This is a genomic window from Enterobacter cloacae complex sp. ESBL7 (assembly GCF_041679625.1).
Lineage (GTDB): Bacteria > Pseudomonadota > Gammaproteobacteria > Enterobacterales > Enterobacteriaceae > Enterobacter > Enterobacter asburiae_B.
Map to the genome: position 1 here is coordinate 1165778 of NZ_JBGORN010000001.1, position 23086 is coordinate 1188863.

General features: G+C 56.9%; 18 protein-coding genes and 1 other RNA gene. 9 read left to right on the plus strand and 10 right to left on the minus strand.

The genetic code is table 11. The features are described 5' to 3' along the window. Nucleotides 1-28: 28 nt before the first annotated feature. The 4 genes from ACERY3_RS05855 to ACERY3_RS05870 all read right to left on the minus strand — a co-directional run bounded on the left by ACERY3_RS05855 (nucleotide 29) and on the right by ACERY3_RS05870 (nucleotide 4514). Complete coding sequence (locus ACERY3_RS05855; protein WP_373225266.1) at nucleotides 29-2011, minus strand: TonB-dependent hemoglobin/transferrin/lactoferrin family receptor; 1983 nt, start codon at nucleotides 2009-2011, stop codon at nucleotides 29-31. 77 nt (nucleotides 2012-2088) lie between these two features. Continuing rightward, the gene (hemP, locus tag ACERY3_RS05860) at nucleotides 2089-2271 is read right to left on the minus strand and encodes a hemin uptake protein HemP (protein WP_094935171.1); all 183 of its coding nucleotides are present in this window, start codon (nucleotides 2269-2271) and stop codon (nucleotides 2089-2091) included. Nucleotides 2272-2481: 210 nt separating this feature from the next. Next, a complete protein-coding gene (aroH, locus tag ACERY3_RS05865; protein WP_033145292.1) occupies nucleotides 2482-3528 on the minus strand; it encodes a 3-deoxy-7-phosphoheptulonate synthase AroH in 1047 nt (348 codons plus the stop codon). Between the two features lie 152 nt (nucleotides 3529-3680). After that, nucleotides 3681-4514, minus strand: a complete 834-nt coding sequence (locus ACERY3_RS05870) for a pyruvate, water dikinase regulatory protein (RefSeq protein ID WP_023311315.1) — start codon at nucleotides 4512-4514, stop codon at nucleotides 3681-3683. A gap of 335 nt (nucleotides 4515-4849) precedes the next feature. Between ACERY3_RS05870 and ppsA the strand changes: the two genes are divergently transcribed. From ppsA to ACERY3_RS05885, 3 genes are all read left to right on the plus strand, one after another. Further along, nucleotides 4850-7228, plus strand: a complete 2379-nt coding sequence (gene ppsA / locus ACERY3_RS05875; RefSeq protein ID WP_023311316.1) for a phosphoenolpyruvate synthase — start codon at nucleotides 4850-4852, stop codon at nucleotides 7226-7228. Between the two features lie 233 nt (nucleotides 7229-7461). Further along, nucleotides 7462-8862: an MFS transporter gene (locus ACERY3_RS05880; protein ID WP_023311317.1), complete on the plus strand. Its 1401-nt coding sequence runs from the start codon at nucleotides 7462-7464 to the stop codon at nucleotides 8860-8862. A 3-nt stretch (nucleotides 8863-8865) separates the two neighbouring features. Then, nucleotides 8866-11241 (plus strand): glycoside hydrolase family 3 N-terminal domain-containing protein, encoded by a 2376-nt coding sequence (locus ACERY3_RS05885; RefSeq protein WP_373225267.1) that lies wholly within the window; start codon nucleotides 8866-8868, stop codon nucleotides 11239-11241. Between the two features lie 5 nt (nucleotides 11242-11246). Here ACERY3_RS05885 and rprA read toward each other — a convergent pair. Both rprA and ydiK read right to left on the minus strand, forming a co-directional pair. Next, an RNA gene (gene rprA / locus ACERY3_RS05890) (antisense sRNA RprA) lies at nucleotides 11247-11354 on the minus strand. A 209-nt stretch (nucleotides 11355-11563) separates the two neighbouring features. After that, nucleotides 11564-12679 carry an AI-2E family transporter YdiK gene (gene ydiK, locus ACERY3_RS05895; RefSeq protein ID WP_373225268.1) on the minus strand — a complete coding sequence of 372 codons (1116 nt, stop codon included), beginning with the start codon at nucleotides 12677-12679 and terminating at the stop codon, nucleotides 11564-11566. 199 nt (nucleotides 12680-12878) lie between these two features. On the opposite strand from ydiK, the gene ACERY3_RS05900 reads away from it, so the two are divergent. From ACERY3_RS05900 to ACERY3_RS05910, 3 genes are all read left to right on the plus strand, one after another. After that, nucleotides 12879-15935 (plus strand): FAD-binding and (Fe-S)-binding domain-containing protein, encoded by a 3057-nt coding sequence (locus tag ACERY3_RS05900; protein ID WP_058840769.1) that lies wholly within the window; start codon nucleotides 12879-12881, stop codon nucleotides 15933-15935. After that, the gene (gene menI, locus ACERY3_RS05905; RefSeq protein ID WP_023311321.1) at nucleotides 15932-16342 is read left to right on the plus strand and encodes a 1,4-dihydroxy-2-naphthoyl-CoA hydrolase; all 411 of its coding nucleotides are present in this window, start codon (nucleotides 15932-15934) and stop codon (nucleotides 16340-16342) included. Before ACERY3_RS05900 ends, menI begins: the two co-directional genes overlap by 4 nt. Nucleotides 16343-16427: 85 nt before the next feature. Further along, nucleotides 16428-16622: a YdiH family protein gene (locus ACERY3_RS05910; protein ID WP_003857766.1), complete on the plus strand. Its 195-nt coding sequence runs from the start codon at nucleotides 16428-16430 to the stop codon at nucleotides 16620-16622. Between the two features lie 88 nt (nucleotides 16623-16710). On the opposite strand, the gene fdhF is transcribed toward ACERY3_RS05910, so the two are convergent. From fdhF to ycgZ, 4 genes are all read right to left on the minus strand, one after another. Further along, nucleotides 16711-18861 carry a formate dehydrogenase subunit alpha gene (gene fdhF, locus ACERY3_RS05915; protein WP_058840768.1) on the minus strand — a complete coding sequence of 717 codons (2151 nt, stop codon included), beginning with the start codon at nucleotides 18859-18861 and terminating at the stop codon, nucleotides 16711-16713. 192 nt (nucleotides 18862-19053) lie between these two features. Continuing rightward, entirely contained in the window at nucleotides 19054-19332 is a 279-nt protein-coding gene (locus tag ACERY3_RS05920) for a biofilm development regulator YmgB/AriR family protein (RefSeq protein WP_033145298.1), read from the minus strand. Nucleotides 19333-19361: 29 nt separating this feature from the next. Then, nucleotides 19362-19682 (minus strand): hypothetical protein, encoded by a 321-nt coding sequence (locus ACERY3_RS05925; protein WP_373225270.1) that lies wholly within the window; start codon nucleotides 19680-19682, stop codon nucleotides 19362-19364. Nucleotides 19683-19686: 4 nt separating this feature from the next. Next, entirely contained in the window at nucleotides 19687-19926 is a 240-nt protein-coding gene (gene ycgZ / locus ACERY3_RS05930) for a regulatory protein YcgZ (protein ID WP_029739771.1), read from the minus strand. A gap of 335 nt (nucleotides 19927-20261) precedes the next feature. Here ycgZ and ACERY3_RS05935 point away from each other — a divergent pair, with 335 nt between their 5' ends. From ACERY3_RS05935 to sufA, 3 genes are all read left to right on the plus strand, one after another. After that, entirely contained in the window at nucleotides 20262-21482 is a 1221-nt protein-coding gene (locus ACERY3_RS05935) for a diguanylate phosphodiesterase (RefSeq protein ID WP_373225272.1), read from the plus strand. A 188-nt stretch (nucleotides 21483-21670) separates the two neighbouring features. Continuing rightward, nucleotides 21671-22399 carry a MerR family transcriptional regulator gene (locus ACERY3_RS05940; RefSeq protein WP_033145300.1) on the plus strand — a complete coding sequence of 243 codons (729 nt, stop codon included), beginning with the start codon at nucleotides 21671-21673 and terminating at the stop codon, nucleotides 22397-22399. A 313-nt stretch (nucleotides 22400-22712) separates the two neighbouring features. Continuing rightward, complete coding sequence (sufA, locus tag ACERY3_RS05945) at nucleotides 22713-23081, plus strand: Fe-S cluster assembly scaffold SufA (protein WP_058840766.1); 369 nt, start codon at nucleotides 22713-22715, stop codon at nucleotides 23079-23081. Nucleotides 23082-23086: the final 5 nt, after the last annotated feature.

Here is a 23086-nt window from a genome sequence, read left to right on the forward strand (position 1 = left end):
TCCTTCTGAATAGTTGCCCCGAAGGGAATTACCACTGATAGCTTACGAAAATCTTACCGTTACGACCGTCCTGCGGAATGCCCTGAGGTGACCAGTACGCTTTGTCAAAGGCGTTGCCCAGCATCAGCGTGGTGGTCACGCCTTTGAGCCGCTCCTGGCCTTTGTAGCTCACGTAGAAATCGTTGACCGCATAGCCCGGCTGCTTGCTGTAGCTGCTGCTGATATGCGTTGAGCGATCGACAAAAGTACCGATCCAGCCGACGGAGAACCCGCTTTGCGCCACCGGGATATCCAGCTTGCTGGTGACGGTGTCCGGGTTAATGCTGGAGATGTACTCGCCCGTATCGGTGTCTTTCCCGCGCGTGCGGTTGTAGGCCAGATCGAGGCTGAAGAGATCGGCCGAGTATTTTGCCATCATATCCCAACCCCAGATTTTGGCGTTCGGAACGTTGTACGACATGGTGGTCGCGGCGGCAAAATCGACGGTGGTGGAGATATAGTCTTTGGCTTTGGTGTCGAAATAGCTGGCTTTAAACTCCAGCGCATCGTTGGCAAGCATCAGATCGTCAAAGCGCAGGCCAAAACCAAACTCCTGCGTTTCGTTGGTTTCCGGGCGCAGGTTCGGGTTTGGCACCCAGTAGTTGGTATAGAAGCGGCCAATGGAGAAGTGTTTGGCGTCGTTATACATTTCGCCCATGGTCGGCGCGCGGAAGGCCTGCGCGTAAGAGCCAAACAGCATCAGCCAGTCGGTTGGGCTGATGGTTAACCCGGCGCGGGATGACCACTTGTCTGCATCCACATCTTTGTAGCCGTCGCTGCTGCCGCGGTAGCTGTCATAGCGCGTGCCGCCCAGCAGGGTAACAGGCAGATCGCGCAGGGTGATCTCATCCTGCAGCCAGCCGGAGCTGAAGTCGATTTTCGCGTCCGGGAAGCCGGTGGTTGCCCCGCCCGGATGCTGCTCCTGACGATAGTATTCCCCGCCGTAGGTCAGAAGGTGTGCTGCAAAGGTGTCTCTGAACAGACGGGTGCGGTTTTCCACCTTGCCGCCTTTGGTGGTCTGCTTGCGGAACTCACCGCTACCGTCGATGTTCTGGGCATTAATGCGCGCTTCGGACCAGTAGACCTTCGCGTCGGCGTCCAGCCAGTCGTACCCTTCCGGTGAAATGTGGTAGCCAACCTGCGCATCGCGCTGGATGGTGGAGCGGTCGGTCATCGGGTTACTGCTGTCCGCCCCGGTGGTTTGCGGGTTTTTCGGCTCCTGAGCGGCGTTGTTGTAGTAGCGCAGGGAGCCGCTCAGGGTCTGGGCGGGGTCGATTTTCCAGCTGCCTTTCGCCAGCATGTTGTTGATGGATTCGTCGTTAGGCGCGGTTGCACCGTCGCTCTGGCGGACATCACCGCGATCCCGGCTGGACCAGGAGACCAGACCGTCAAGCGTATCGGTGCGGCCGTAGGCGCTGGCCCCCATCCCGAGGCTATGATCGCCCGTTGCGCCCGTTCCAAACACGCGGTAGCCGCTGTTTTTACCCGGTTCGAGCAGATCGTTGGCATCGGCGGTGTCATAGGAGATCACGCCGCCCAGCGCGCCGCTGCCGTACAGCAGGGCCGACGGGCCGCGGACCACCTCGATACGTTTGATTAGCGCGGGATCGAGAAAGGTGCTGTTCAGGTGACCGGTGTCGGTGCCCTGACGCACGCCGTCAACCAGCACCAGCACGCCGCGACGGTCATAGCCGCGCAGGTTGACGTCCTGCCCGTTAGTGCGCCCAGTGCCGTCCAGCGTCAGACCGGGGACGTTACGCAGCAGGTCGGCCGCCGAGCTTGCGGTTTGTTTCTCCGGCGCGCTGGCGTCAATTACGCTTACCATCATGGGCGCTTCAAAGGTGCTGCGGGCGTTGCCCGTGGCGGTGACGGTAATGTCGTCTGTGGCGGCGAACGCGACGCCCGGTAGGGTACTGGCAATCGCCAGCGCCAGAAGTGACGGACGTAAAGATGCGGAAGGCAGGTGTGGCATAGCAACTCTCCATAAGAAGTGAAAAGCGCTGGCTGCCTGGGGATAACCTGGGTGGCTGGCGTATTTTTAGGTGTTGTTTATTTTGTGAGGATCAGTTTTCCGGCATGGGTCTGGCGCAGAAGATAGCGCTGTCCGTCATGCTCGATAATGACCCGTCCCTCATCGCCGAGGAGGGTTTTGCTGTCAATGCGACGCTCGGCGGGGGCTGGCGCTGTGTGTGTTTTTTCTTGCGTTGCCGCGCTGTTATCCGTACGTGACATAATGTTTATAAATGGCAATCAATGTAACAATGATAATCATTATCAATAAAGTGCAAATTGACGGCAAGCGTTTTTGTGAAAAAAGGATGAGGGGATCAAATTTGGGGGGGGAGGTGCGGTCTGATGCCCTCACCCCGACCCTCTCCCACAGGGAGAGGGAGAAGGGCACAATCGTAGGTCGGGTAAGCGCAGCGCCACCCGACAATAACATCAGAAGCGAGAATCAACCGCAGCTGCCAGCTTTTCCAGCAGCAGTTCGCTGTCTTCCCAGCTCAGGCACGGGTCGGTGATCGACTGGCCGTAAACCATCTGCTGTCCGGCAACGATTTTCTGCGTGCCTTCTTTGATAAAGCTCTCAGCCATAATCCCTGCAACGGCGGTCGAGCCGCTGCGGATCTGCTGGCAGATCTCATCGCAGACGTCCAGCTGGCGGCGATGCTGCTTCTGGCAGTTGCCGTGGCTGAAATCCACCACCAGATGTTCCGGCAGGTCAAATTCGGCCAGCGTTTCACAGGCCGCCGCAATATCCTGGGCATGGTAATTGGGTTTCTTCCCGCCGCGCATAATGATATGCCCGTAAGGGTTACCGCTGGTCTGGTAGATGGTCATATGACCGCTCTTGTCCGGCGAAAGGAACATGTGGCTGGCACGGGCAGCGCGGATGGCATCAACCGCGATACGGGTGTTGCCATCGGTCCCGTTTTTGAAGCCGACCGGGCAGGAGAGGGCAGAGGCCATCTCACGGTGGATCTGGCTTTCGGTGGTGCGCGCGCCAATCGCGCCCCAGCTGATCAGATCGGCGATAAACTGCCCGGTCACCATATCGAGAAACTCGGTCGCCGTCGGAACGCCCAGCTCGTTGACCTGTAAAAGCAGCTTCCGCGCCAGCTCGATGCCGTGGTTAACGCGATAGCTGCCGTTGAGGTCAGGGTCGGAAATCAGGCCTTTCCAGCCCACTACGGTGCGCGGTTTTTCAAAGTAGGTGCGCATCACGATCTCAAGGCGATGCTGGTACTTATCCCGCAGTCCCTGGAGTCGTTTTGCATAATCCATCGCGGCATCCAGATCGTGGATGGAGCAAGGCCCAATCACCACCAGAAGACGTTTGTCTTCACCGTTCAGGATTTTTTCAATGCGGCGGCGGGAGGCCGTCACATGTTCCGCGACGGCGGCGGAAACGGGATGCCGCTGTGCCAGTTCAGCCGGCGTGACCAGGCTGTCAATGCGCGCAGTGCGGAGTTCATCGGTTTTATTCATGGAATGTCTCAGAAAATTTTTGCTTCATCGGCAGACTACCGGGAAGTGATGGGCATCACCTTAAACCAATCCCTGCTGATTTCAAGTTCGGGGCGACACCGCCCCGTGGTTGCAGATGATGATACCTGAATCTGAGTTAATGTACTAGCATATTAGTACATGCGGCGATTAAGCCCCATGATGTCGAGAATTTTGGTGGCAATTTCTTCAACCGAATAGTTGGTGCTGTTCAGCCACGGGATCTGGTTTTTGCGGTACAGCGCTTCCACTTCCGAGACCTCCATCCTGCACTGGCGCATGGAGGCGTAGCGGCTGTTCTCGCGGCGCTCCTCGCGGATGGCCGCAAGGCGTTCAGGGTTGATCGTCAGGCCGAACAGCTTGTGCTGCAGCGGCTTAAGGGCGGCGGGCAGCACCAGGTTATCCATGTCGTCGGCGATAAACGGGTAGTTTGCGGCGCGAATGCCAAACTGCATCGCCAGATAAAGGCTGGTTGGGGTTTTGCCGCAGCGCGACACGCCGAGCAGGATCACCTGCGCCTGGTCGAGATTTCGCAGCGAGATACCGTCGTCGTGGGCCAGGGTGTAGTCGATAGCGGCGATACGCGCGTCGTACTTGGTCAGGTTGCCGGGGTTCAGCCCGTGGGTTCGGTGGGCAATCGGGGTCGGGTCGAGCTTAAGCTCGCTCTGCAGCGGCGCCACCAGCGCCTGCACGATATCCTGGCAGAAGCCTTCACTTTGCAGAATGATGGAGCGAATCTCGGGGATCACGATAGAGTAGAACACCAGCGGGCGGACGCCGGTCTGCTGGTAGATGGCGTCAATCTGGTCCTTCACCGCTTTGGCGCGGCTCTCGTTTTCGACAAACGGCAGCGTGATGCTGTTAATCGAGACGGGAAACTGCGACATCACCGCGTGGCCCAGCACCTCGGCGGTGATCGCCGTACCATCAGAAATATAAAAAACGTGGCGATCGACAGCACTATCCATTTTACTCACCCTGAATATCAGACCTAATTGTCTGAAAGCATAAATTAAAAAAGTAAATTACACAGCAAAGAACTTATCCTAATTATGAATGAAACGCTGTTTTTGATTTTCCTGAAAAGTGGATTTCATTTTTCAAATAGCGACTTTATTTTTGGGGTTTCTGGCTGAATATAGAGGAATCATCGGGTTAATCGTTGATGGGAAAGTATCCGAAAAGTTGAAATTTTAAATTGCTTACACGATTCACCGTTTTTTTAGCGGAAATAAATATGCCAGTATAAATACGTAGTCAGGTGTTACTTACTCCGATCAAATATCACAAAAGGATTGTTTCGATGTCCAACAATGGCTCGTCACCGCTGGTGCTTTGGTATAACCAACTCGGCATGAATGATGTAGACAGAGTTGGGGGCAAAAATGCCTCCCTGGGTGAAATGATTACAAATCTGTCAGGTATGGGTGTCTCCGTACCGAACGGGTTTGCCACCACCGCCGATGCCTTTAACCTGTTTTTAGACCAGAGCGGTGTTAACCAGCGCATTTACGACCTGCTGGATAAAACGGATATTGATGACGTTACCGAGCTTGCCAAAGCCGGGGCGCAGATCCGCCAGTGGATCATCGACACACCTTTCCAGCCGGAACTGGAAAAAGCCATTCACGACGCGTACAACCAGCTCTCAGCTGACGATGCGCAGGCCTCCTTTGCCGTACGTTCCTCTGCGACCGCAGAAGATATGCCGGACGCCTCGTTTGCCGGGCAGCAGGAAACCTTCCTGAACGTCCAGGGTTACGATGCGGTGCTGGTGGCGGTGAAGCACGTGTTTGCTTCCCTGTTCAACGATCGCGCCATCTCCTATCGCGTGCACCAGGGCTACGACCATCGCGGCGTGGCGCTCTCCGCTGGCGTGCAGCGCATGGTGCGCTCGGACGTGGGCTCATCCGGCGTGATGTTCTCCATTGATACCGAATCCGGCTTCGACCAGGTGGTGTTTATCACCTCCGCGTGGGGTCTGGGTGAGATGGTGGTGCAGGGCGCGGTAAACCCTGACGAATTTTACGTCCACAAGCCAACGCTGGCCGCTGGCCGTCCGGCGGTGGTGCGCCGCACCATGGGCTCGAAAAAAATCCGCATGATCTATGCCCCGACCCAGGAGCATGGCAAGCAGGTTAAAATTGAAGATGTACCGCAGGAGCAGCGCGACCGCTTCTCCCTGACCGACGCCGAAGTGCAGGAACTGGCGAAGCAGGCGGTGCAGATCGAAAAACACTACGGCCGTCCGATGGACATCGAATGGGCGAAAGACGGGAACACCGGCAAGCTGTTTATCGTGCAGGCGCGTCCGGAAACCGTCCGCTCTCGCGGTCAGGTGATGGAGCGTTATACGCTGCACGCGCAGGGTAAAATCGTGGCGGAAGGCCGCGCCATCGGTCACCGCATCGGTGCCGGTCCGGTCAAAGTGATCCACGACATCAGCGAGATGAACCGTATTGAGCCTGGCGACGTGCTGGTGACCGACATGACCGACCCGGACTGGGAACCGATCATGAAGAAAGCGGCGGCTATCGTCACCAACCGCGGCGGTCGTACCTGTCACGCGGCGATCATTGCCCGCGAGCTGGGCATTCCTGCGGTTGTCGGCTGCGGTGACGCCACCGAACGCATGAAGGACGGGCAGAACGTGACCGTCTCCTGTGCCGAAGGCGATACCGGCTACGTCTACGCCGATATCCTCGACTTCAGCGTGAAGAGCTCAAGCGTGGATACCATGCCGGACCTGCCGCTGAAGATCATGATGAACGTCGGCAACCCGGACCGCGCGTTTGACTTCGCCTGCCTGCCAAATGAAGGCGTTGGCCTGGCGCGTCTGGAATTTATCATCAACCGTATGATCGGCGTTCACCCGCGCGCGCTGCTGGAGTTTGACGACCAGGATCCGAAGCTGCAGAACGAAATCCGCGAGATGATGAAAGGCTACGACTCGCCGAAAGAGTTTTACGTCGGCCGTCTGACCGAAGGGATCGCGACGCTGGGCGCTGCCTTCTATCCAAAACGCGTGATCGTGCGTCTGTCTGACTTTAAGTCTAACGAGTATGCCAACCTGGTCGGCGGCGAGCGCTACGAGCCGGAAGAAGAGAACCCGATGCTGGGCTTCCGCGGGGCCGGACGCTACGTGTCCGACAGCTTCCGCGACTGCTTCGCTCTGGAGTGTGAAGCGGTGAAACGCGTGCGCAACGACATGGGGCTGACCAACGTTGAAATCATGATCCCGTTCGTGCGTACCGTGGATCAGGCGAAAGCCGTTGTGGACGAGCTGGCGCGTCAGGGCCTGAAGCGCGGCGAGAACGGGCTGAAGATCATTATGATGTGCGAAATCCCGTCCAACGCCCTGCTGGCCGAGCAGTTCCTGGAGCACTTCGACGGCTTCTCTATCGGCTCGAACGACATGACGCAGCTGACGCTGGGTCTGGACCGCGACTCCGGCGTGGTCTCCGAGCTGTTCGACGAGCGCAACGAGGCGGTGAAAGCGCTGCTCTCCATGTCCATCCGCGCGGCGAAGAAGCAGGGTAAATACGTTGGGATCTGCGGTCAGGGTCCATCCGACCATGAAGACTTTGCCGCATGGCTGATGGAAGAGGGGATCGATAGCCTGTCCCTGAACCCGGACACCGTGGTGCAAACCTGGCTGAGCCTGGCGGAACTGAACAAGTAACGCCACGCTGACCCGAAAAGGCGAGGATATTATTCCTCGCCTTTTTTATTTCATTTCTTATTTGCTCCCCATCACAAATAAAGTAAAAAACCAAATATCATAATTTGTCTGTCAATTTAGACAATTGTTAGCGCGCAAACCGTTGCTAATACTTGAGCCTTAGTGCGCATTTCCCTTAAGAAGATGCGCAACTGGTTGAAATACGTTTTAACCTGATAAAAAGGCAAATAACAATGACACTCTCCTCTGTATTGCGTACCAAAGATAAAATAGGTTATGGCTTAGGCGATATGGCCAGCGCGCTGGTCTGGCAAACGGCAACCTTATTTCTCGCTTATTTTTATACAGACGTATTTGGGCTGCCCGCCGCGATTATGGGCACCATGTTTTTAGTGGTGCGCGTGGTCGATGCGTTTGTCGATCCGTGCATTGGCGCACTGGTTGACCGCACCCGGACGCGTCACGGACGTTTCCGTCCCTGGCTGCTGTGGTTTGCCATCCCGTTTGGCGTGAGCTGCCTCATTACCTTCTATGTGCCGGACGTTGGGCCGACGGCAAAAATCATTTACGCCTGCATAACCTACGCCATCTTAAGCCTGATTTACTCCGCGATTAACGTGCCTTACTGCGCCATGCCCGGCGCGCTGACGCTGGATCCGCGCGAGCGTCATTCTCTGCAGTCGTGGCGCTTTGGCCTGTCGTTTATCGGCGGGCTGATCGTGACGGTTATTGCCCTGCCGCTGGTCTCACTGTTAGGCCAGGGCAACGTGCAGAAAGGCTATTTCTATGCCATGAGCCTGATGGGGCTGCTGGGAATTGTGCTGTTCTTCTGCTGTTTCCTGATGACCCGCGAGCGTTATTCTCCACGCAATGATACCTCCGGCTCCATGCTCACCGATTTAAAACTGCTGGCCGGGAACAGCCAGTGGCGGATTGTTTTTCTGTTTAATATTTTGCTGTTAACGGCGGTGGTGACGCGCGGTTCCGCCACCATGTATTACGTGAACTATGTGCTGCTGCGTCCGGATCTGGTTTTTGCCTTTATTGTTTCCGGCATGGTGGCCTCCTTAAGCGGCGCATTATTATCTGAACGGCTGCTGGGGAAATTTGACCGCGTGCGCGCCTACCAGTGGACGATTATCTCCTTCGTTATCTTCGGCGCGCTGATTTTCTTCCTGCCTCCTTCACAGGTGTGGCTAATCTTTGGCCTTAACATCGTCTTTAGCTTTATTCAAAACCTCACCACGCCGCTGCAATGGACCATGTTCTCCGATGTGGTCGACTACGAAGAGCACCGCAGCGGCCGTCGTCTGGACGGGCTGGTCTTCTCCACCGCGCTGTTTGCCATCAAGTTTGGCCTGGCGCTGGGTGGGGCGGTCGTCGGTTGGGTGCTTGGCATGGTGGATTACGCCCCGGGCCAGGCAACCCAGGCGCCAGGCGTTCTTTCGACCATCAACGCGCTGTTCACCCTTATCCCTTGCGCGCTGTTCCTCTGCATGGTCGCGCTGCTTGCCATCTACAAGCTCAACAGCCGGCTGGTGGATTCCATCGCCCGGGAGCTGGCCAGCAAGCGTGAAGTCAGACCCGAAGCGGGGCAGCTCAGCCCGGCAACCCCTTCCGCACTACAGGAGTAAAACATGACGACTATCTATAAGGACGCGGGACGTCCTGTGCACGAGCGCGTCGCCGATTTACTGGCGCGCATGACCCCGGAAGAGAAGTTCGCCCAGATGCACGCGTACTGGCTGATCCTCGATGAAAACGGTAACCACCGCGAGCGCAGCGACCTCAGCGACGAATTCGCCGGCGTGAGCGAGCAGGCTGCGCTCAGCGAACGGCTTAAGCTGGGCGTCGGGCAGATCACGCGGCCGCTGGGCACCCACATCGTTGACGCGAAGACCGGCGTGCGCGCGGCGAACCGCCTGCAGCGCATGATGATGGAAGAGACGCGGCTCGGCATCCCGGCGCTATTCCACGAGGAGTGTCTGGTGGGGCTGCTGTGCAAAGACGCCACCCTGTTCCCGTCGTCATTGAACTACGGTTCGACCTGGGATCCGGAGCTGGTGCAGCGGGCGGCAGAGCAGATTGGCAAAGAGGCGCGCTCCGTCGGCTGCCAGCAGGGGCTGGCGCCGGTGCTGGACGTGTCCCGAGACGTGCGATGGGGGCGAACCGAAGAGACCTTCGGGGAAGATCCCTGGCTGGTGGGCGTGATGGCGACCGCCTACGTGAAGGGCTTACAGGGCGATCAGCGCGATCTACTGGCGACGCTCAAGCATTACGTGGGGCATTCGTTCAGCGAAGGAGCGCGCAACCATGCGCCGGTCCACCTTGGGTTCAGCGAGCTGAACGACACCTTCCTGCTGCCGTTCGAAATGGCGGTCAAGCTGGCAAACGCCGGTTCGGTGATGCCCGCGTACCACGATATTGATAACCAGCCGGGGCACAGCGACAGCTTCTTGCTGACCACCGTCCTGCGCGAACAGTGGGGGTTCGACGGGATTATTGTCGCGGACTACGGCGGCGTCAGCCTGCTGCACCAGCACCACGGGATTTCCCACGACGCGGTCGAATCTGCCGCGCTGGCGTTCAACGCCGGGCTTGACGTCGAGCTGCCGAAAGACGACTGCGCGCGGCATCTGGCGGAAGCGGTAGAGCGTGGGCTGATCTCTATGGCGAAGGTCGACGAGATCGTGGCGCGTACGCTGACGGAAAAATTCCGCCTTGGCCTGTTTGAAAAGCCGTACGCGGATGAAAACGGTATCGACCTGCAAAACGATATGACCCGCCAGGCCGCGCGGGAGGTGGCGACGAAATCGATCACGCTGCTGGAAAACAACGGTATTTTACCGCTCGGGGGCAAACCCCGGGTGGCGGTGGTGGGGCCGACGGCAGACGATCCGCTGGCGTTACTCAGCGGCTACAGCTTCCCGGTGCATTTGATCATCAGCGATATGGTGGAAGAGACCTCGCAGGTCACGACCCCGCGCGCGGCGCTGGAGCAGTATCTCGGTGCATCGAACGTCCGCTATGCCAAAGGGTGCCACATTATCGAAAAACGGATGGCGGGCGCGCCGGTCTTCCCTGGCGACAGCGGCGGCAAACCGATGCAGCAGTCGCCGGTTTCACTAAGTACCGCCCTGATCTCCGAGGCCGTGAACGCCGCGCAGGAGAGTGACGTGGTGGTGGCCTGCGTGGGCGATCTCGCCGGGCTGTTCCAGAGCGGTACCGTGGGGGAAGGTTCCGATACCGATTCCCTGAACCTGCCGGGCGTGCAGCAACAGCTGCTGGAAGCGCTGGTCGCCACCGGTAAACCGGTGATTGTCGTGATGACCGGGGGGCGTCCATACAACCTGCAGGGTCTGGAAGATAAGGTCGCGGCGCTGATGATGGCCTGGGCGCCGGGGCAGGAAGGGGGCTGGGCGATTGCGGACGTGTTAACCGGACGCGCGGAGCCGCAGGGTCGCCTGGTGGTGAGCGTGCCGAAAAGCGCCGGGGCGATGCCGTATTACTACAATCACAAGCTCAAAAGCGGCGGTACGCCGTTTGCGTTCCATTTCGGTTCGCGTTACCCGTTTGGCTTCGGCCTCGGCTGGACGACGTTTAGCTGGGGCGCTGTCCGCGTCGCCGAAAGCAGCGTGCCGGTCGACGGTGAGGTGAGGCTGAGCGTGGATATCACCAATACCGGAGAGCGCAGCGGCAGCGAGGTGGTGCAGGTTTACGTCAGAGATAAGGTCGCCACGCAGGTGCGGCCGCTTCAGGAGCTGAAGGCCTTCCAGCGCGTCATGCTCTCGCCGGGAGAAACCGCCACGCTCACCTTCACGCTGCCGGTTGAGATGTTCAACTTCACCCGTCGCGACGGAAAACGCATCGTCGAGCCGGGCGAGTTTGAGCTGCAGGTTGGCGCATCGTCGGCGGATATCCGCGAGACGGTGATGGTCAATGCGACAGGGGAAACGCGGGTGCTGCCAGCTGAGTGGCGGATGCTCAGTACCTGTGAGGTTCAACGCGCGTAGTCTAGATAAAAAAAAGCCCATCGTGGGAGATGGGCAAAGACTACACACAGCAATTCGTTGTTTCACTCAGGGGATTTCCATGCTTATAAATCAAGGTGTTGATTTATAACCGTGTGCTAATAGTAGGCATTGTGTTATTTAGCGTCGATCGGATTCGTCTCAATAGTTAAAGAGACGTAAAGAATTCTTGAGGTTAATAGCAGACTTACTGCTGAAAAGGCGGGTCTGACCAGTGAGTAACGAATAAATACTTTAGCAGTGTTTAAGTATCATGCGAGAGAGTGTAGGCCGGGTGAGCGTTAACGCCACCCGGCAAAAAAACTTAATGCGTGTTCTTCTCTTCCAGCTCTTCCAGTTCGCTCAAAATCACGTCCGGGTCAGTTCCCGGCGGCGGAATTTCATGCACCCAGGCAGAGAACAGACGCCAGGTGACGGCGAGCAGCACCGGGCCGATGAACAGGCCAATCATGCCAAAGGCAATCAATCCGCCAATGACCCCGGAAAGGATCAGGATCAGCGGCAGGTCTGCACCCATGCGGATGAGGATCGGACGAATGACGTTATCCATGGTGCCGACCACGCAGCTCCAGACCAGCAGCACCGTTCCCCACGTGGTATCGCCCGTCCAGTAGAGCCAGATAATGCTGGGAACCAGCACCAGCAGCGGTCCCAGCTGTGCAAGACAGGTCATCAGCATGACCACGGTGAACACGGTGGCGTAAGGTACGCCGGAAATTGCCAGACCGATCCCGCCCAGCACTGCCTGCACCAGCGCGGTGACCACCACGCCCAGCGCAACCGCGCGCACGGCCTGTGCGGCCAGCAGCACCGCAGCGTCACCGCGTTTGCCCGCCAGACGGGTGGCAAAGTGACGAACGCCTAAAGCCACCTGCTCGCCGCGCCAGTAGAGCAGGGCGCTGAAGAGCAGCATCAGGGTACAGTGCATCATAAAGCGGCCGATATGCGCCGCCTGCCCGACAAACCAGGTGGTGGTGGTGCCAATGTACGGGCGGACTTTTGCCATCAGCGCGCTGCCGCCCATCTCCAGCAGGCTATGCCAGCCGCTGTAGAGTTTGGCGCCCACCAGCGGAATGCTGTTCAGCCAGGCGAGATCCGGCAGCGTCAGGTCGCCGCTGCTAATGGCGCGAATAACCGGGCCACTGGAATCCACCAGGCTATTTACCAGCAGGGCAATCGGAATGATAAACAGCAGGAACAGCAGGAGCGTAATGACCAGCACGGCGAGCCCGCGACGGCCGAACAGCAGCTTCTGCAAGCGCAGCAGCAAAGGCCACGTGGCCACGACAACGGTCGCAGCCCACGCAAAGCCGAGAATAAAGGGTTGAACAATCCACAGACACGCAATAATCATGAGGGCCAGAAACAGCACCGACAGCAAAATTTGCGCAACATCCCTGGGCTGGCGAAGATTGACCATAAATGAAACTTTCCTTAAAAGAACGCCAGTAAGACTGGCGGGAACGGAAAACCGCGTCTCTTTAATCATTAATGATCTCAGCGGTTTTTAACAGGCGAATTCTGCCTGTAATTCAGCAGAGATTATAAGAAAAAAATGTGATAAAACTTTTAAGATACACGCAAACGATTTCATACAACTCTAATTAGGGTCGACAGTCATGATCCCACAGATTTCTCAGGCACCTGGCGTCGTTCAGCTGGTGCTTAATTTTTTGCAAGCACTGGAGCAACAGGGTTTTACAGGTGATACCGCCACGAACTATGCCGACAGGCTGACGATGGCGACCGATAACAGTATCTACCAGCTTCTTCCCGATGCCGTGGTTTTCCCCCGTTCAACGGCCGACGTCGCGCTTATCGCCCGGCTGGCCACGCAGGAGCGGTTTGCCTCGCTGGTCTTTACGCCGCGCGGCGGCGGCACCGGAACCAACGGTCAGGCGCTAAACCAGGGCATCATTGTTGATATGTCGCGCTACATGAACCGCATCATTGAGATCAACCCGGAAGAGGGGTGGGTGCGGGTCGAAGCGGGCGTCATCAAGGATCAGCTTAACCAGTATCTCAAGCCGTACGGCTACTTTTTTGCCCCTGAGCTCTCCACCAGCAACCGTGCGACCCTTGGCGGGATGATTAACACGGATGCCTCCGGGCAGGGCTCGCTGGTCTACGGTAAAACTTCCGATCACGTGCTGGGCGTGCGTGCGGTGCTGCTGGGCGGCGATATCCTCGATACCCAGCCGATGCCTGTCGAACTGGCGGAAACGCTGGGCAAAGACAACACCGCCAGCGGGCGCATCTATCGCACCGTGCTGGAACGCTGCCGCGACAACCGCCAGCTTATTCTCGATAAATTCCCCAAGCTGAACCGCTTCCTGACCGGTTACGATCTGCGTCACGTCTTCAACGATGACCTGACCCAGTTTGATTTAACCCGCGTGCTGACCGGCTCCGAAGGGACGCTGGCGTTTATTACCGAAGCGCGGCTGGATATCACCCGGTTGCCGAAGGTGCGCCGTCTGGTGAACGTCAAATATGACTCCTTCGACTCCGCGCTGCGCAATGCGCCGTTTATGGTGAAAGCGCAGGCGCTGTCGGTGGAGACCGTCGACTCTAAGGTGCTCAATCTTGCCCGGGAAGATATTGTCTGGCACTCCGTAAGCGACCTCATTACCGACGTGCCGGATAAAGAGATGCTCGGTCTTAATATCGTGGAATTTGCCGGCGATGATGCGGAGCTGATTGAGAGCCAGGTGACCACGCTCTGCCAGCGTCTGGACGAGCTGATTGCGCAGGGTGAAGGCGGCGTGATCGGCTGGCAGCTCTGTAACGATCTGGCCGGGATTGAGCGTATCTATGCGATGCGTAAAAAAGCCGTGGGCCTGCTCGGCAATGCGAAAGGGGCGGCGAAGCCCATTCCCTTTGCCGAAGATACCTGCGTGCCGCCCGAGCATCTGGCGGATTATATCGTGGAGTTTCGCGCCCTGCTGGACAGCCACGGCCTGAGCTATGGCATGTTCGGCCACGTCGACGCCGGGGTACTGCACGTGCGTCCGGCGCTGGACATGTGCGACCCGCAGCAGGAGATCCTGATGAAGCAGATCTCCGACGACGTGGTGGCCTTAACCGCCAAATACGGCGGTCTGCTGTGGGGGGAGCACGGGAAAGGGTTCCGCGCGGAGTACAGCCCGGCATTCTTCGGCGAACAGCTCTACGCGGAATTGCGTAAGGTGAAAGCGGCTTTCGACCCGCATAACCGCCTCAACCCGGGTAAAATCTGCCCGCCTGAGGGTGTTGATGCCCCGATGCTGCAGGTGGATGCCGTCAAGCGCGGCACGTACGACAGGCAGATCCCGATTGCGGTGCGCTCGTCCTGGCGCGGCGCGATGGAGTGCAACGGCAATGGCCTGTGCTTTAACTTTGATGTGAAAAGCCCGATGTGCCCGTCGATGAAAATCACCAGCAACCGTATTCACTCGCCGAAAGGGCGGGCGACGCTTGTGCGCGAGTGGCTGCGTCTGCTGGCCGACCGCGGGGTGGATCCGCTCAAGCTGGAGCAGGAGCTGCCGGAAAAACGGGCCAGCCTGCGCTCGCTGATTGAGCGCACCCGCAACAGCTGGCATGCCAACAAGGGCGAGTATGATTTCTCCCACGAGGTGAAAGAGGCGATGTCCGGCTGTCTGGCCTGTAAAGCCTGCTCCACCCAGTGCCCGATTAAAATCGACGTGCCGGAATTCCGCTCGCGTTTCCTGCAGCTTTACCACACCCGATACCTCCGCCCGGTGCGCGACCATCTGGTGGCGACGGTGGAAAGCTACGCGCCGCTGATGGCGCGTGCGCCAAAGACCTTCAACTTCTTTATCAACCAGCCGCTGGTGCGCAAGCTCTCCGAAAAACACATCGGCATGGTCGATCTGCCGCTGCTGTCGGTCCCGTCTCTGCAGCGCCAGCTCGTCGGTCACCGTTCGGCGAACATGACCCTGGAACAGCTGGAGGCGCTCACTCCGGAGCAAAAAGGCAATATGGTGCTGGTGGTGCAGGATCCGTTCACCAGCTACTACGATGCGCAGGTCGTGGCCGATTTCGTCCGTCTGGCGGAGAAGGTGGGTTACCAGCCGGTGGTGCTGCCGTTCTCTCCCAACGGCAAGGCGCAGCACATTAAGGGTTTCCTGAACCGATTTGCGAAGACCGCGCAGAAAACGTCTGACTTCTTAAACCGCGTGGCGCAACTCGGGATACCGATGGTCGGTGTCGATCCGGCGCTGGTGCTTTGCTATCGCGATGAATACAAGCAGACGCTGGGCGATAAGCGCGGTGATTTCAACGTCATGCTGGTGCACGAGTGGCTTCCGGTGGCGCTGGCAGATAAAGCCGTTCAGGATGTCAGCGGTGAACCGTGGTATCTCTTCGGCCACTGCACGGAAGTGACCGCGCTGCCGGGTGCCCCCGCGCAGTGGGCGTCCGTTTTTGCCCGCTTCGGTGCGAAGCTGGAGAGCGTCAACGTAGGCTGCTGCGGGATGGCCGGAACCTACGGACACGAAGTGAAAAACCACGCCAACTCGCTCGGCATCTATGAGCTGTCCTGGCATCAGGCGATGCAGCGTTTGCCGCGAAACCGCTGTCTGGCGACGGGCTACTCCTGTCGCAGCCAGGTAAAACGGGTAGAAGGTAACGGTGTGCGTCACCCATTGCAGGCTTTACTGGAGATAATTGGATGATCTGGAAACGTGCCGTGACGCTGCAGGCGCTGAACGCCATGGGCGAGGGGAATATGGTGGGGCTGCTGGATATCCAGTTCATCCGCATTGGCGACGATGAGATTGAGGCCACCATGCCCGTCGATAGTCGCACCCACCAGCCGTTTGGTTTATTGCACGGCGGGGCCTCCGTCGTGCTGGCCGAAACGCTGGGCTCGGTGGCGGGGTATCTCTGTACCGAAGGGGAGCAGAAGGTTGTCGGACTTGAGGTGAATGCTAACCACATTCGCTCGGTGCGCAGCGGGCGCGTGCGCGGTGTTTGCCGCGCGCTGCACGCCGGAAGCCGCCATCAGGTGTGGCAGATAGATATTCTCGATGAGCAGGATCGCCTGTGCTGCTCGTCGCGGCTGACCACGGCGGTTGTGTAAAGTTTTCAGATGTTTTGCCTTTGGTCAAAAACTAGCCAGTGCGTTGTGATATACTGGTCAGGTTTTGTACATAAGCGAGGACATCATGGATACTGAAATAACCCCAACACAGCTGGCAATTGAATATTTACGTCGCGATAAGAGCAACCTGTCTCCGGCGCAGTACCTGAAAAAGCTGAAACAGCTTGAGCTGGAATTTACAGATTTGCTGGCGCTCTCTTCGAATGAACTGAAAGAAGAGATCTACTTTGCCTGGCGGTTGGGCGTTCACGTCCATTGAGTACATGAGAATAAAAGGGCCGCGAGTGCGGCCTTTTTTGTGTCTGAAATTCAGTATCGGGCGGCGGTGACGCCACCCGATATTTTCCTCAGACATTGACGGCGTTGATCAGCCGCGACTTCATGGACTGATACGCCGACGCCGCAAAATCCTCCGCCCAGCGCTGGTCCTCAATCGCCTCCAGCTGCACCGCGCAGTACTTCGTTTCCGGCGTTTTGGAGATGGGATCGAGATTATCCTGGGTCAGCTCGTTGCAGGCGCCAATCCACCACTGATAGGTCATGTAGACCGCCCCGGCGTTGATACGCTCGCTAATGCTGGCGCGGGTAATCACTTTGCCGCGACGCGAGCGTACCCAGACCAGCTGGCCCTCCGCGATGCCCAGCTTTTCCGCATCGGCAGGGTTCATTTGCACCCGGCCCGGCTCATCGGCCAGGCTTTGCAGCGCGGCGCAGTTCCCGGTCATCGAGCGGCAGGAGTAGTGTCCCACTTCACGAACCGTACAGAGTACAAGCGGGAAATCTGCGTCCGGAGTTTCCGCCGGTGCGCGCCACGGGGCGGCAAAGAGCTGGCCTTTACCGGTTGGGGTGTCGAACTGATTGTCTTTGTACAGGTACGGCGTTCCCGGATGATCCAGCGTCGGGCACGGCCACTGCACGTGGCCCATCTCGCCCATTTTTTCATACGTCACGCCGTAGAAGAGAGGGCACAGCTCGCGCATCTCGTCCCAGATCTGCTGGTTGGAGTCATAATGCATCGGGTAGCCCATCTCGGTGGCGAGCAGGCTGATAATCTCCCAGTCGCGCTTCACGTTGCCGCTGGCCTCAATGGCTTTGCCAAAACGCTGGAATCCGCGATCGGCACAGGTAAAGACGCCGCCGTGTTCACCCCAGGAGGTGGCAGGAAGCAGAACGTCCGCCACTTCTGCCGTTTTGGTCATAAAGATGTCCTGAACCACCACAAAGTCGAGCGCCTCAAAACCGCTGCGAACGAGACCGAGATCGGCTTCGGTCTGAAGCGGATCTTCCCCCATGATGTAGTAGGCCTTGACCTTGCCTTCCAGCGCCAGATGGGGCACCTCGGTAATGCGCGTTCCGACCCGATCGTCCATTTTATTGACGTCGATTCCCCATGCATCGGCAAACTTCTGCCTGACCGCCGGATCGGTCACATCCTGATAGCCGGGGAACATATTCGGCAGAACGCCCATATCGCAGGCGCCCTGAACGTTGTTTTGTCCGCGCACGGGACCGACGCCGACGGCAGGGCGGCCGAGGTTGCCGGTCAGCAGCGCCAGGCTGGAAAGCCCTTTGACCACATCCACGGCCTGACCAAACTGGGTTACGCCCATCCCCCACATCACGGTGGCGGAAGGGGCCGCCGCGAAGGTACGCATCGCCTGGCGAACGTCGCGGGCGGGAATGCCGGTAAGATGCTCAACCTTCTCCGGCGCATAGTCTTTCACCGTCTGGCGATAGGCCTCAAGCCCCTCGGTAAAGCGCGCCACGTAGCTTTTGTCGTAGAGCTCCTCTTCCAGCAGCACGTAGCCAAAGGCGTTTACCAGCGCCATGTTGCTGCCGTTTTTCAGCTGCAGATGCTGGTCGGCGATGCGCGCCGTTTCAATGCGCCGCGGATCGCAGACGATAATTTTTGCGCCATTTTCCCGCGCTTTCAGCACGCGTCGGGCGACGATAGGGTGGGAGTCCGCGCAGTTATAGCCAAACACCAGCAGGCATTTTGAGTTTTCAATATCGTTGATTGAGTTGCTCATCGCGCCGTTGCCGAGCGTTTCCTGTAAACCGGCCACGGAAGGGCCGTGACAGACGCGCGCGCAGCAGTCCACGTTGTTGGTGTTCAGCACCGCGCGGGCAAATTTTTGCATCACATAGTTTGTTTCATTGCCGGTTCCGCGAGAGGATCCGGTGGTCATGATCGACCGCGGCCCGTGCTGCGCTTTAATGCTGCTGAGTTTGTGCGCGGTGTAGCGGATAGCCTCTTCCCAGGTAACGGGAGTGAATGCCTCGCCTTTGCGGTAGCGGATCATCGGCTGGGTCAGGCGCGGGGTGAGCAGACGGGTATCGTTGAGGAAGTCCCAGCCGTAAAAGCCTTTCAGACACAGGGTGCCCTGATTTGTGACGCCTTCTGCGGCTTCGGCACGGATGATACGGTTATTTTCAACGACAAGGTTTAGTTTACAGCCTGCACCGCAGTAGGGGCAGACGCTGGCGATCTTTTTCATCAATAACAGACCTGTTAAGAAATGAAGCAAAGTTGACTGGAAAATCCAGTCCCGTATACGGAGGTAAGCAGGAACCGTGCCAGGTTGGCTTTGCTGGTTTTACAGGGTGTTAAGCGGGGGAAGGCGCGTGTCATCGTCAGGCTGTTCGTCAGTTTTGACGATGACACGAAAGCAGGATGAGGAGCCGTGAAATTACAGGTCGTCCATGGTGTAGCCCACGACAATTTCAAGCGTCTTGCGAATCACATCCGCCTGGACAACGTCACGGGTCGCTTCCAGCGTCTGAATGAGCCAGAGGATGATCGCTTTGTTGGACAGATGGCCTTCGGAGGCCAGAACACAGCGTACTGCAGTAGAAAAAATAGCGGACTCTTCAGCAAAACGATCGCCTGCATGACGGAAATATTCCGCCAGCGCACTGTCTAAAAAAGCAGAGTGGTATTCGGGTTGAAGCTGAATATTTTGTCTCATTTGTTCTCACCGTAGCTGTTAAATTGCAGTCAATGTATTTTTTTGGGGTCGGACGGTTTTCCACTTCCAAATAACGGCACTACATTGTCTCTGTTATCGTTGAGAGGTCCCTCTCCGTTCGTTCGTCCTTGCGCGGTTCTGCGACGTGTAAAGGCGATGCTGTTTGAGCCGATCTCGGCAATCACCACCGCAAGTGTCTCCCGCCGCCGGGGATCCTTTTCATGTTCTTTCATTACCCGCAGACGCTGCAGCAATCCTTCGGTTGTCACTGGCCCCCGCTCTTTCAGAAGAGAGAGAACGGCTTCACCGATAAGCGTGTCGATCAGTCGGTCTGCGTCACTGCTATTCATCACGTTACCGTTCGAAGAGCAGACCAAGCAGCATGTGGTAGTGCTCTTCCTCTTCCGGACCATCGGCCCTTTCGAGGCGGCTGAGCAGTTTGGTACAGAGCGATTTGCGATTCAGGTTTCGCCCGTCGCTGAGGATTTCGACAACCACCTGGCCCAGCGTCTCCTGCTGAGTAGGAAGCGCCGCCTTTTCGAAGTACTGTGCGATCGCTGCTGCGGAATCTGTGGCGTAACCTTTCTGCTGCATGTTTCGCTCCTGTAAAATTTTGTAATCACTAACGTTACAATTAAGGTATACACAATTCTTAAATCTGTACACTTAAAATGTACAGATTTTTAATATTTTTATGATATATTTTATAAATTGCTTTATTTTCAGATGGTTAATTAGTTGGTATGAACCGGTAATGTTACAGGATATATTGTACAAAAAGGTCTGACACTGGTAAGTTGTACAGCGCAGAAAAATGTTTCTTAACTGCCGTAAATGATTGAGATGTAAATTATTTGTCAGGCAATGAATGTGCTATAAATGATACTTATCCACCTTTTTGTGGCCAAAACCCTAACCCCAGGAATCGCATGCTCACAACCATCATTTACCGCAGCCATATCTGCGAGGACGTTCCAGTGAAAGCGCTGGAAGCCATGGTCGCTGCAGCAAATAGTAAAAACCGGCAATCCAATGTCACGGGGATCCTGCTGTTTAACGGCACACATTTTTTTCAGCTGCTTGAAGGGCCAGTGGAACACGTCTCTGCTATCTATGAGCAGATCTGCAACGACCCGCGCCACCATAACGTGGTGGAGCTGATGCGCGATCACGGACCTGTCCGGCGTTTTGGCAACGTGGGCATGGAGCTTTTTGATTTGCGCCACTTCGACAGGGAAGAAGTGCTGCAGCAGGTGCTCAACAGGGGGACGACACGCTATCAGCTGACGTATAACGACCGCCCGCTGCAGTTTTTCCGCACCTTTGTCGAGGCCACGGAAAAAGCGAACTATTTTGAACTGCCGCCTGCGGATTCCTGGGAGTTCGTTCGCGAAGAAACTCGCCTGTCCGCGCAGCCCGAAGTGGTCGCGAAAGGGGCGGATTGCAGCTTTGCGTTCCAGCCGATAGTCGATCCGTTTATGCAGCAGGTCGTCTCCTGGGAGGCGCTTCTCCGCACGCCTGACGGCGGCGCACCGGGAGATTACTTTGCTAATCTGCCGCGTGACGAGGTGTACGCCTCTGATTTACACAGCAAGCAGGTGGCGCTCTCCATGGCCAGCGCGCTGGGGCTACAGGATCAGACGTTATCCCTCAACCTGCGGCCGATGACGCTGGTCAACATTCCCAACGCCGTGGATTTCCTGCTCACCGCGATTGAAGCCAATGGGTTTGTACCCGAGCAAATTGTGGTGGAGTTCACCGAGAGCGAAGCCATTTCCCGTTTTGATGACTTCACGGACTCGGTCAGGCAGTTAAAAAGCGCGGGTATCAGCGTGACGATCGATCACTTTGGCGCCGGTTTTGCCGGGCTGCAGCTGCTGGCGCAGTTCCAGCCGGACAGAATTAAGATTAATCGCGATCTGGTCGCGAACGTGCATAAAAGTGGCCCCCGACAGGCCATTATTCAGGCGATTATTAAATGCTGCTCCTCGCTTGAGATCCAGTTCTGCGCGGTAGGAGTAGAGAAGGCTGAAGAGTGGATGTGGCTGGAATCCGCCGGGATTTCCCAGTTTCAGGGACATCTTTTTGCCAGCCCGCGACACGGCGGTATTCCCGCGATTGCGTGGCCGGAGAAAAAGTTCGACTTCTGATAAAGCTGTACACATCACGGCAGAGTTAACTGTACGAATGGTAATTTTTATACAACAATGTATTAACAGGTGAAGGGAGGAGTAGCCCATTCACCTGAGCAAAATGCGGTCTTAGTTATACAAATGGTGTGTACAATCTGATAAGGTTGGTGCAGTTAGGTATGGAAGTTCTGAGCGTGAGGGAGTTAATGGCCTATTACAGTATCGGCGAAGTGGCCGAACGATGCGGTATCAACCCCGTTACGCTGCGTGCCTGGCAGCGCCGTTATGGATTGTTGAAGCCGCAGCGCAGCGAAGGGGGGCATCGTCAGTTTGACGATGAAGATATCCTCCGCATAGAAGAGATCAAGCGCCTGATGAAAAGCGGCGTCTCGGTCGGAAAAGTCAAAGCCTTGCTGGAAAACAAAGAAGTATTGACCCAGGGCAACTGGGTCTCGTTCCAGGAAGAGATGATGACCGTTCTGCGTTACGCCAGCCCGGCAAAGCTGCGCGCCAAAATGGGCGAATTCCGCCGCGATCACGCGATAGATGCGCTGATTGACAATATTATTTCTCCCGTTCGTCAGCGCATGAATCAGGATCAAAACACCGTGCGTCACATGGCGAGCCTGTTTGACGGCGTCCTGATCGAATTCGCGATTGCAAGCCTGGCGGAGTCCCGCAAAAAAGCCGGTAAAGACGCGCTTCTGATTGGCTGGGAATGCGATGACCGCACCCACCTGTGGCTGGAAGCCGCGCGCCTATCGCAGAAGGGATGGCACATTGACGTCCTGGCGGAACCTATTGATTCGCCGCGTCCTGAACTGTTCCCTGGGCAAAAAATCTTCGTCTGGACGGGGAAATCTCCAACGCCTCGCCAGCAGGAACAGCTCGACCACTGGCGTGAACAGGGGTTTGCTGTCTCATTTCATCACTGATTATCAGAGGCCTTGAGGGCCTTTTTTAGTTTTTGTCCTTTTCTGAACAAAAGCTATCTCAAAAATAGGCATTTCCGATGCATATTTTACTTTTCTCTTCCCCGTCATAAATGCCGCGATGAAATGCATTATTAATCAATGCATTGAACAAATACATCCATCCTGACTGCATCCTCTCACAGGGTCTATGCTTAATAAAAGTAGGCAAAAAGGGCGATTTAGCCGAATGCCCCTGCTGACAGAGGGTTGAAGTGATAATCGTTATCACTAACATGGTGTTATGCCCTGATGGCTTATCAGATGAGGTGGACCTATGGAACTGCATTCAGAAACCTTTAATCCTGCCGATTTTGCCTGGCGCGGCTTAACGCTCACGCCAGCGGCGGCGGCACATATTCACGAGCTGGTGGCGAAAAATCCCGAGATCCTCGGCGTGCGTTTAGGCGTCAAACAGACCGGCTGCGCGGGTTTCGGCTACGTGCTCGATACCGTCACCGAACCCGAGAAAGATGACCTGGTGTTCGAGACTGACGGCGCGAAACTGTACGTCGCGCTGCAGGCCATGCCGTTTATTGACGGCACCGAAGTGGACTACGTCCGCGAAGGCTTAAACCAGTTATTCAAATTTCATAACCCGAAAGCCCAGAACGAATGCGGCTGCGGCGAAAGCTTTGGGGTATAGGCGGT

Excerpts from the sequence above, each read along its gene's own strand:
- ACERY3_RS05935 (WP_373225272.1), top strand. The coding sequence starts at position 20,262 with ATGCTCACAACCATCATTTACCGCAGCCATATCTGCGAGGACGTTCCA.
- ACERY3_RS05880 (WP_023311317.1), top strand. The coding sequence starts at position 7,462 with ATGACACTCTCCTCTGTATTGCGTACCAAAGATAAAATAGGTTATGGC.
- ACERY3_RS05940 (WP_033145300.1), top strand. The coding sequence starts at position 21,671 with ATGGCCTATTACAGTATCGGCGAAGTGGCCGAACGATGCGGTATCAAC.
- sufA (WP_058840766.1), top strand. The coding sequence starts at position 22,713 with ATGGAACTGCATTCAGAAACCTTTAATCCTGCCGATTTTGCCTGGCGC.
- hemP (WP_094935171.1), bottom strand. The coding sequence starts at position 2,271 with ATGTCACGTACGGATAACAGCGCGGCAACGCAAGAAAAAACACACACA.
- ACERY3_RS05855 (WP_373225266.1), bottom strand. The coding sequence starts at position 2,011 with ATGCCACACCTGCCTTCCGCATCTTTACGTCCGTCACTTCTGGCGCTG.
- ACERY3_RS05900 (WP_058840769.1), top strand. The coding sequence starts at position 12,879 with ATGATCCCACAGATTTCTCAGGCACCTGGCGTCGTTCAGCTGGTGCTT.
- aroH (WP_033145292.1), bottom strand. The coding sequence starts at position 3,528 with ATGAATAAAACCGATGAACTCCGCACTGCGCGCATTGACAGCCTGGTC.
- ACERY3_RS05885 (WP_373225267.1), top strand. The coding sequence starts at position 8,866 with ATGACGACTATCTATAAGGACGCGGGACGTCCTGTGCACGAGCGCGTC.
- ycgZ (WP_029739771.1), bottom strand. The coding sequence starts at position 19,926 with ATGCAGCAGAAAGGTTACGCCACAGATTCCGCAGCAGCGATCGCACAG.
- ACERY3_RS05870 (WP_023311315.1), bottom strand. The coding sequence starts at position 4,514 with ATGGATAGTGCTGTCGATCGCCACGTTTTTTATATTTCTGATGGTACG.
- ACERY3_RS05920 (WP_033145298.1), bottom strand. The coding sequence starts at position 19,332 with ATGAGACAAAATATTCAGCTTCAACCCGAATACCACTCTGCTTTTTTA.
- menI (WP_023311321.1), top strand. The coding sequence starts at position 15,932 with ATGATCTGGAAACGTGCCGTGACGCTGCAGGCGCTGAACGCCATGGGC.
- fdhF (WP_058840768.1), bottom strand. The coding sequence starts at position 18,861 with ATGAAAAAGATCGCCAGCGTCTGCCCCTACTGCGGTGCAGGCTGTAAA.
- ppsA (WP_023311316.1), top strand. The coding sequence starts at position 4,850 with ATGTCCAACAATGGCTCGTCACCGCTGGTGCTTTGGTATAACCAACTC.
- ACERY3_RS05925 (WP_373225270.1), bottom strand. The coding sequence starts at position 19,682 with ATGAATAGCAGTGACGCAGACCGACTGATCGACACGCTTATCGGTGAA.
- ydiK (WP_373225268.1), bottom strand. The coding sequence starts at position 12,679 with ATGGTCAATCTTCGCCAGCCCAGGGATGTTGCGCAAATTTTGCTGTCG.
- ACERY3_RS05910 (WP_003857766.1), top strand. The coding sequence starts at position 16,428 with ATGGATACTGAAATAACCCCAACACAGCTGGCAATTGAATATTTACGT.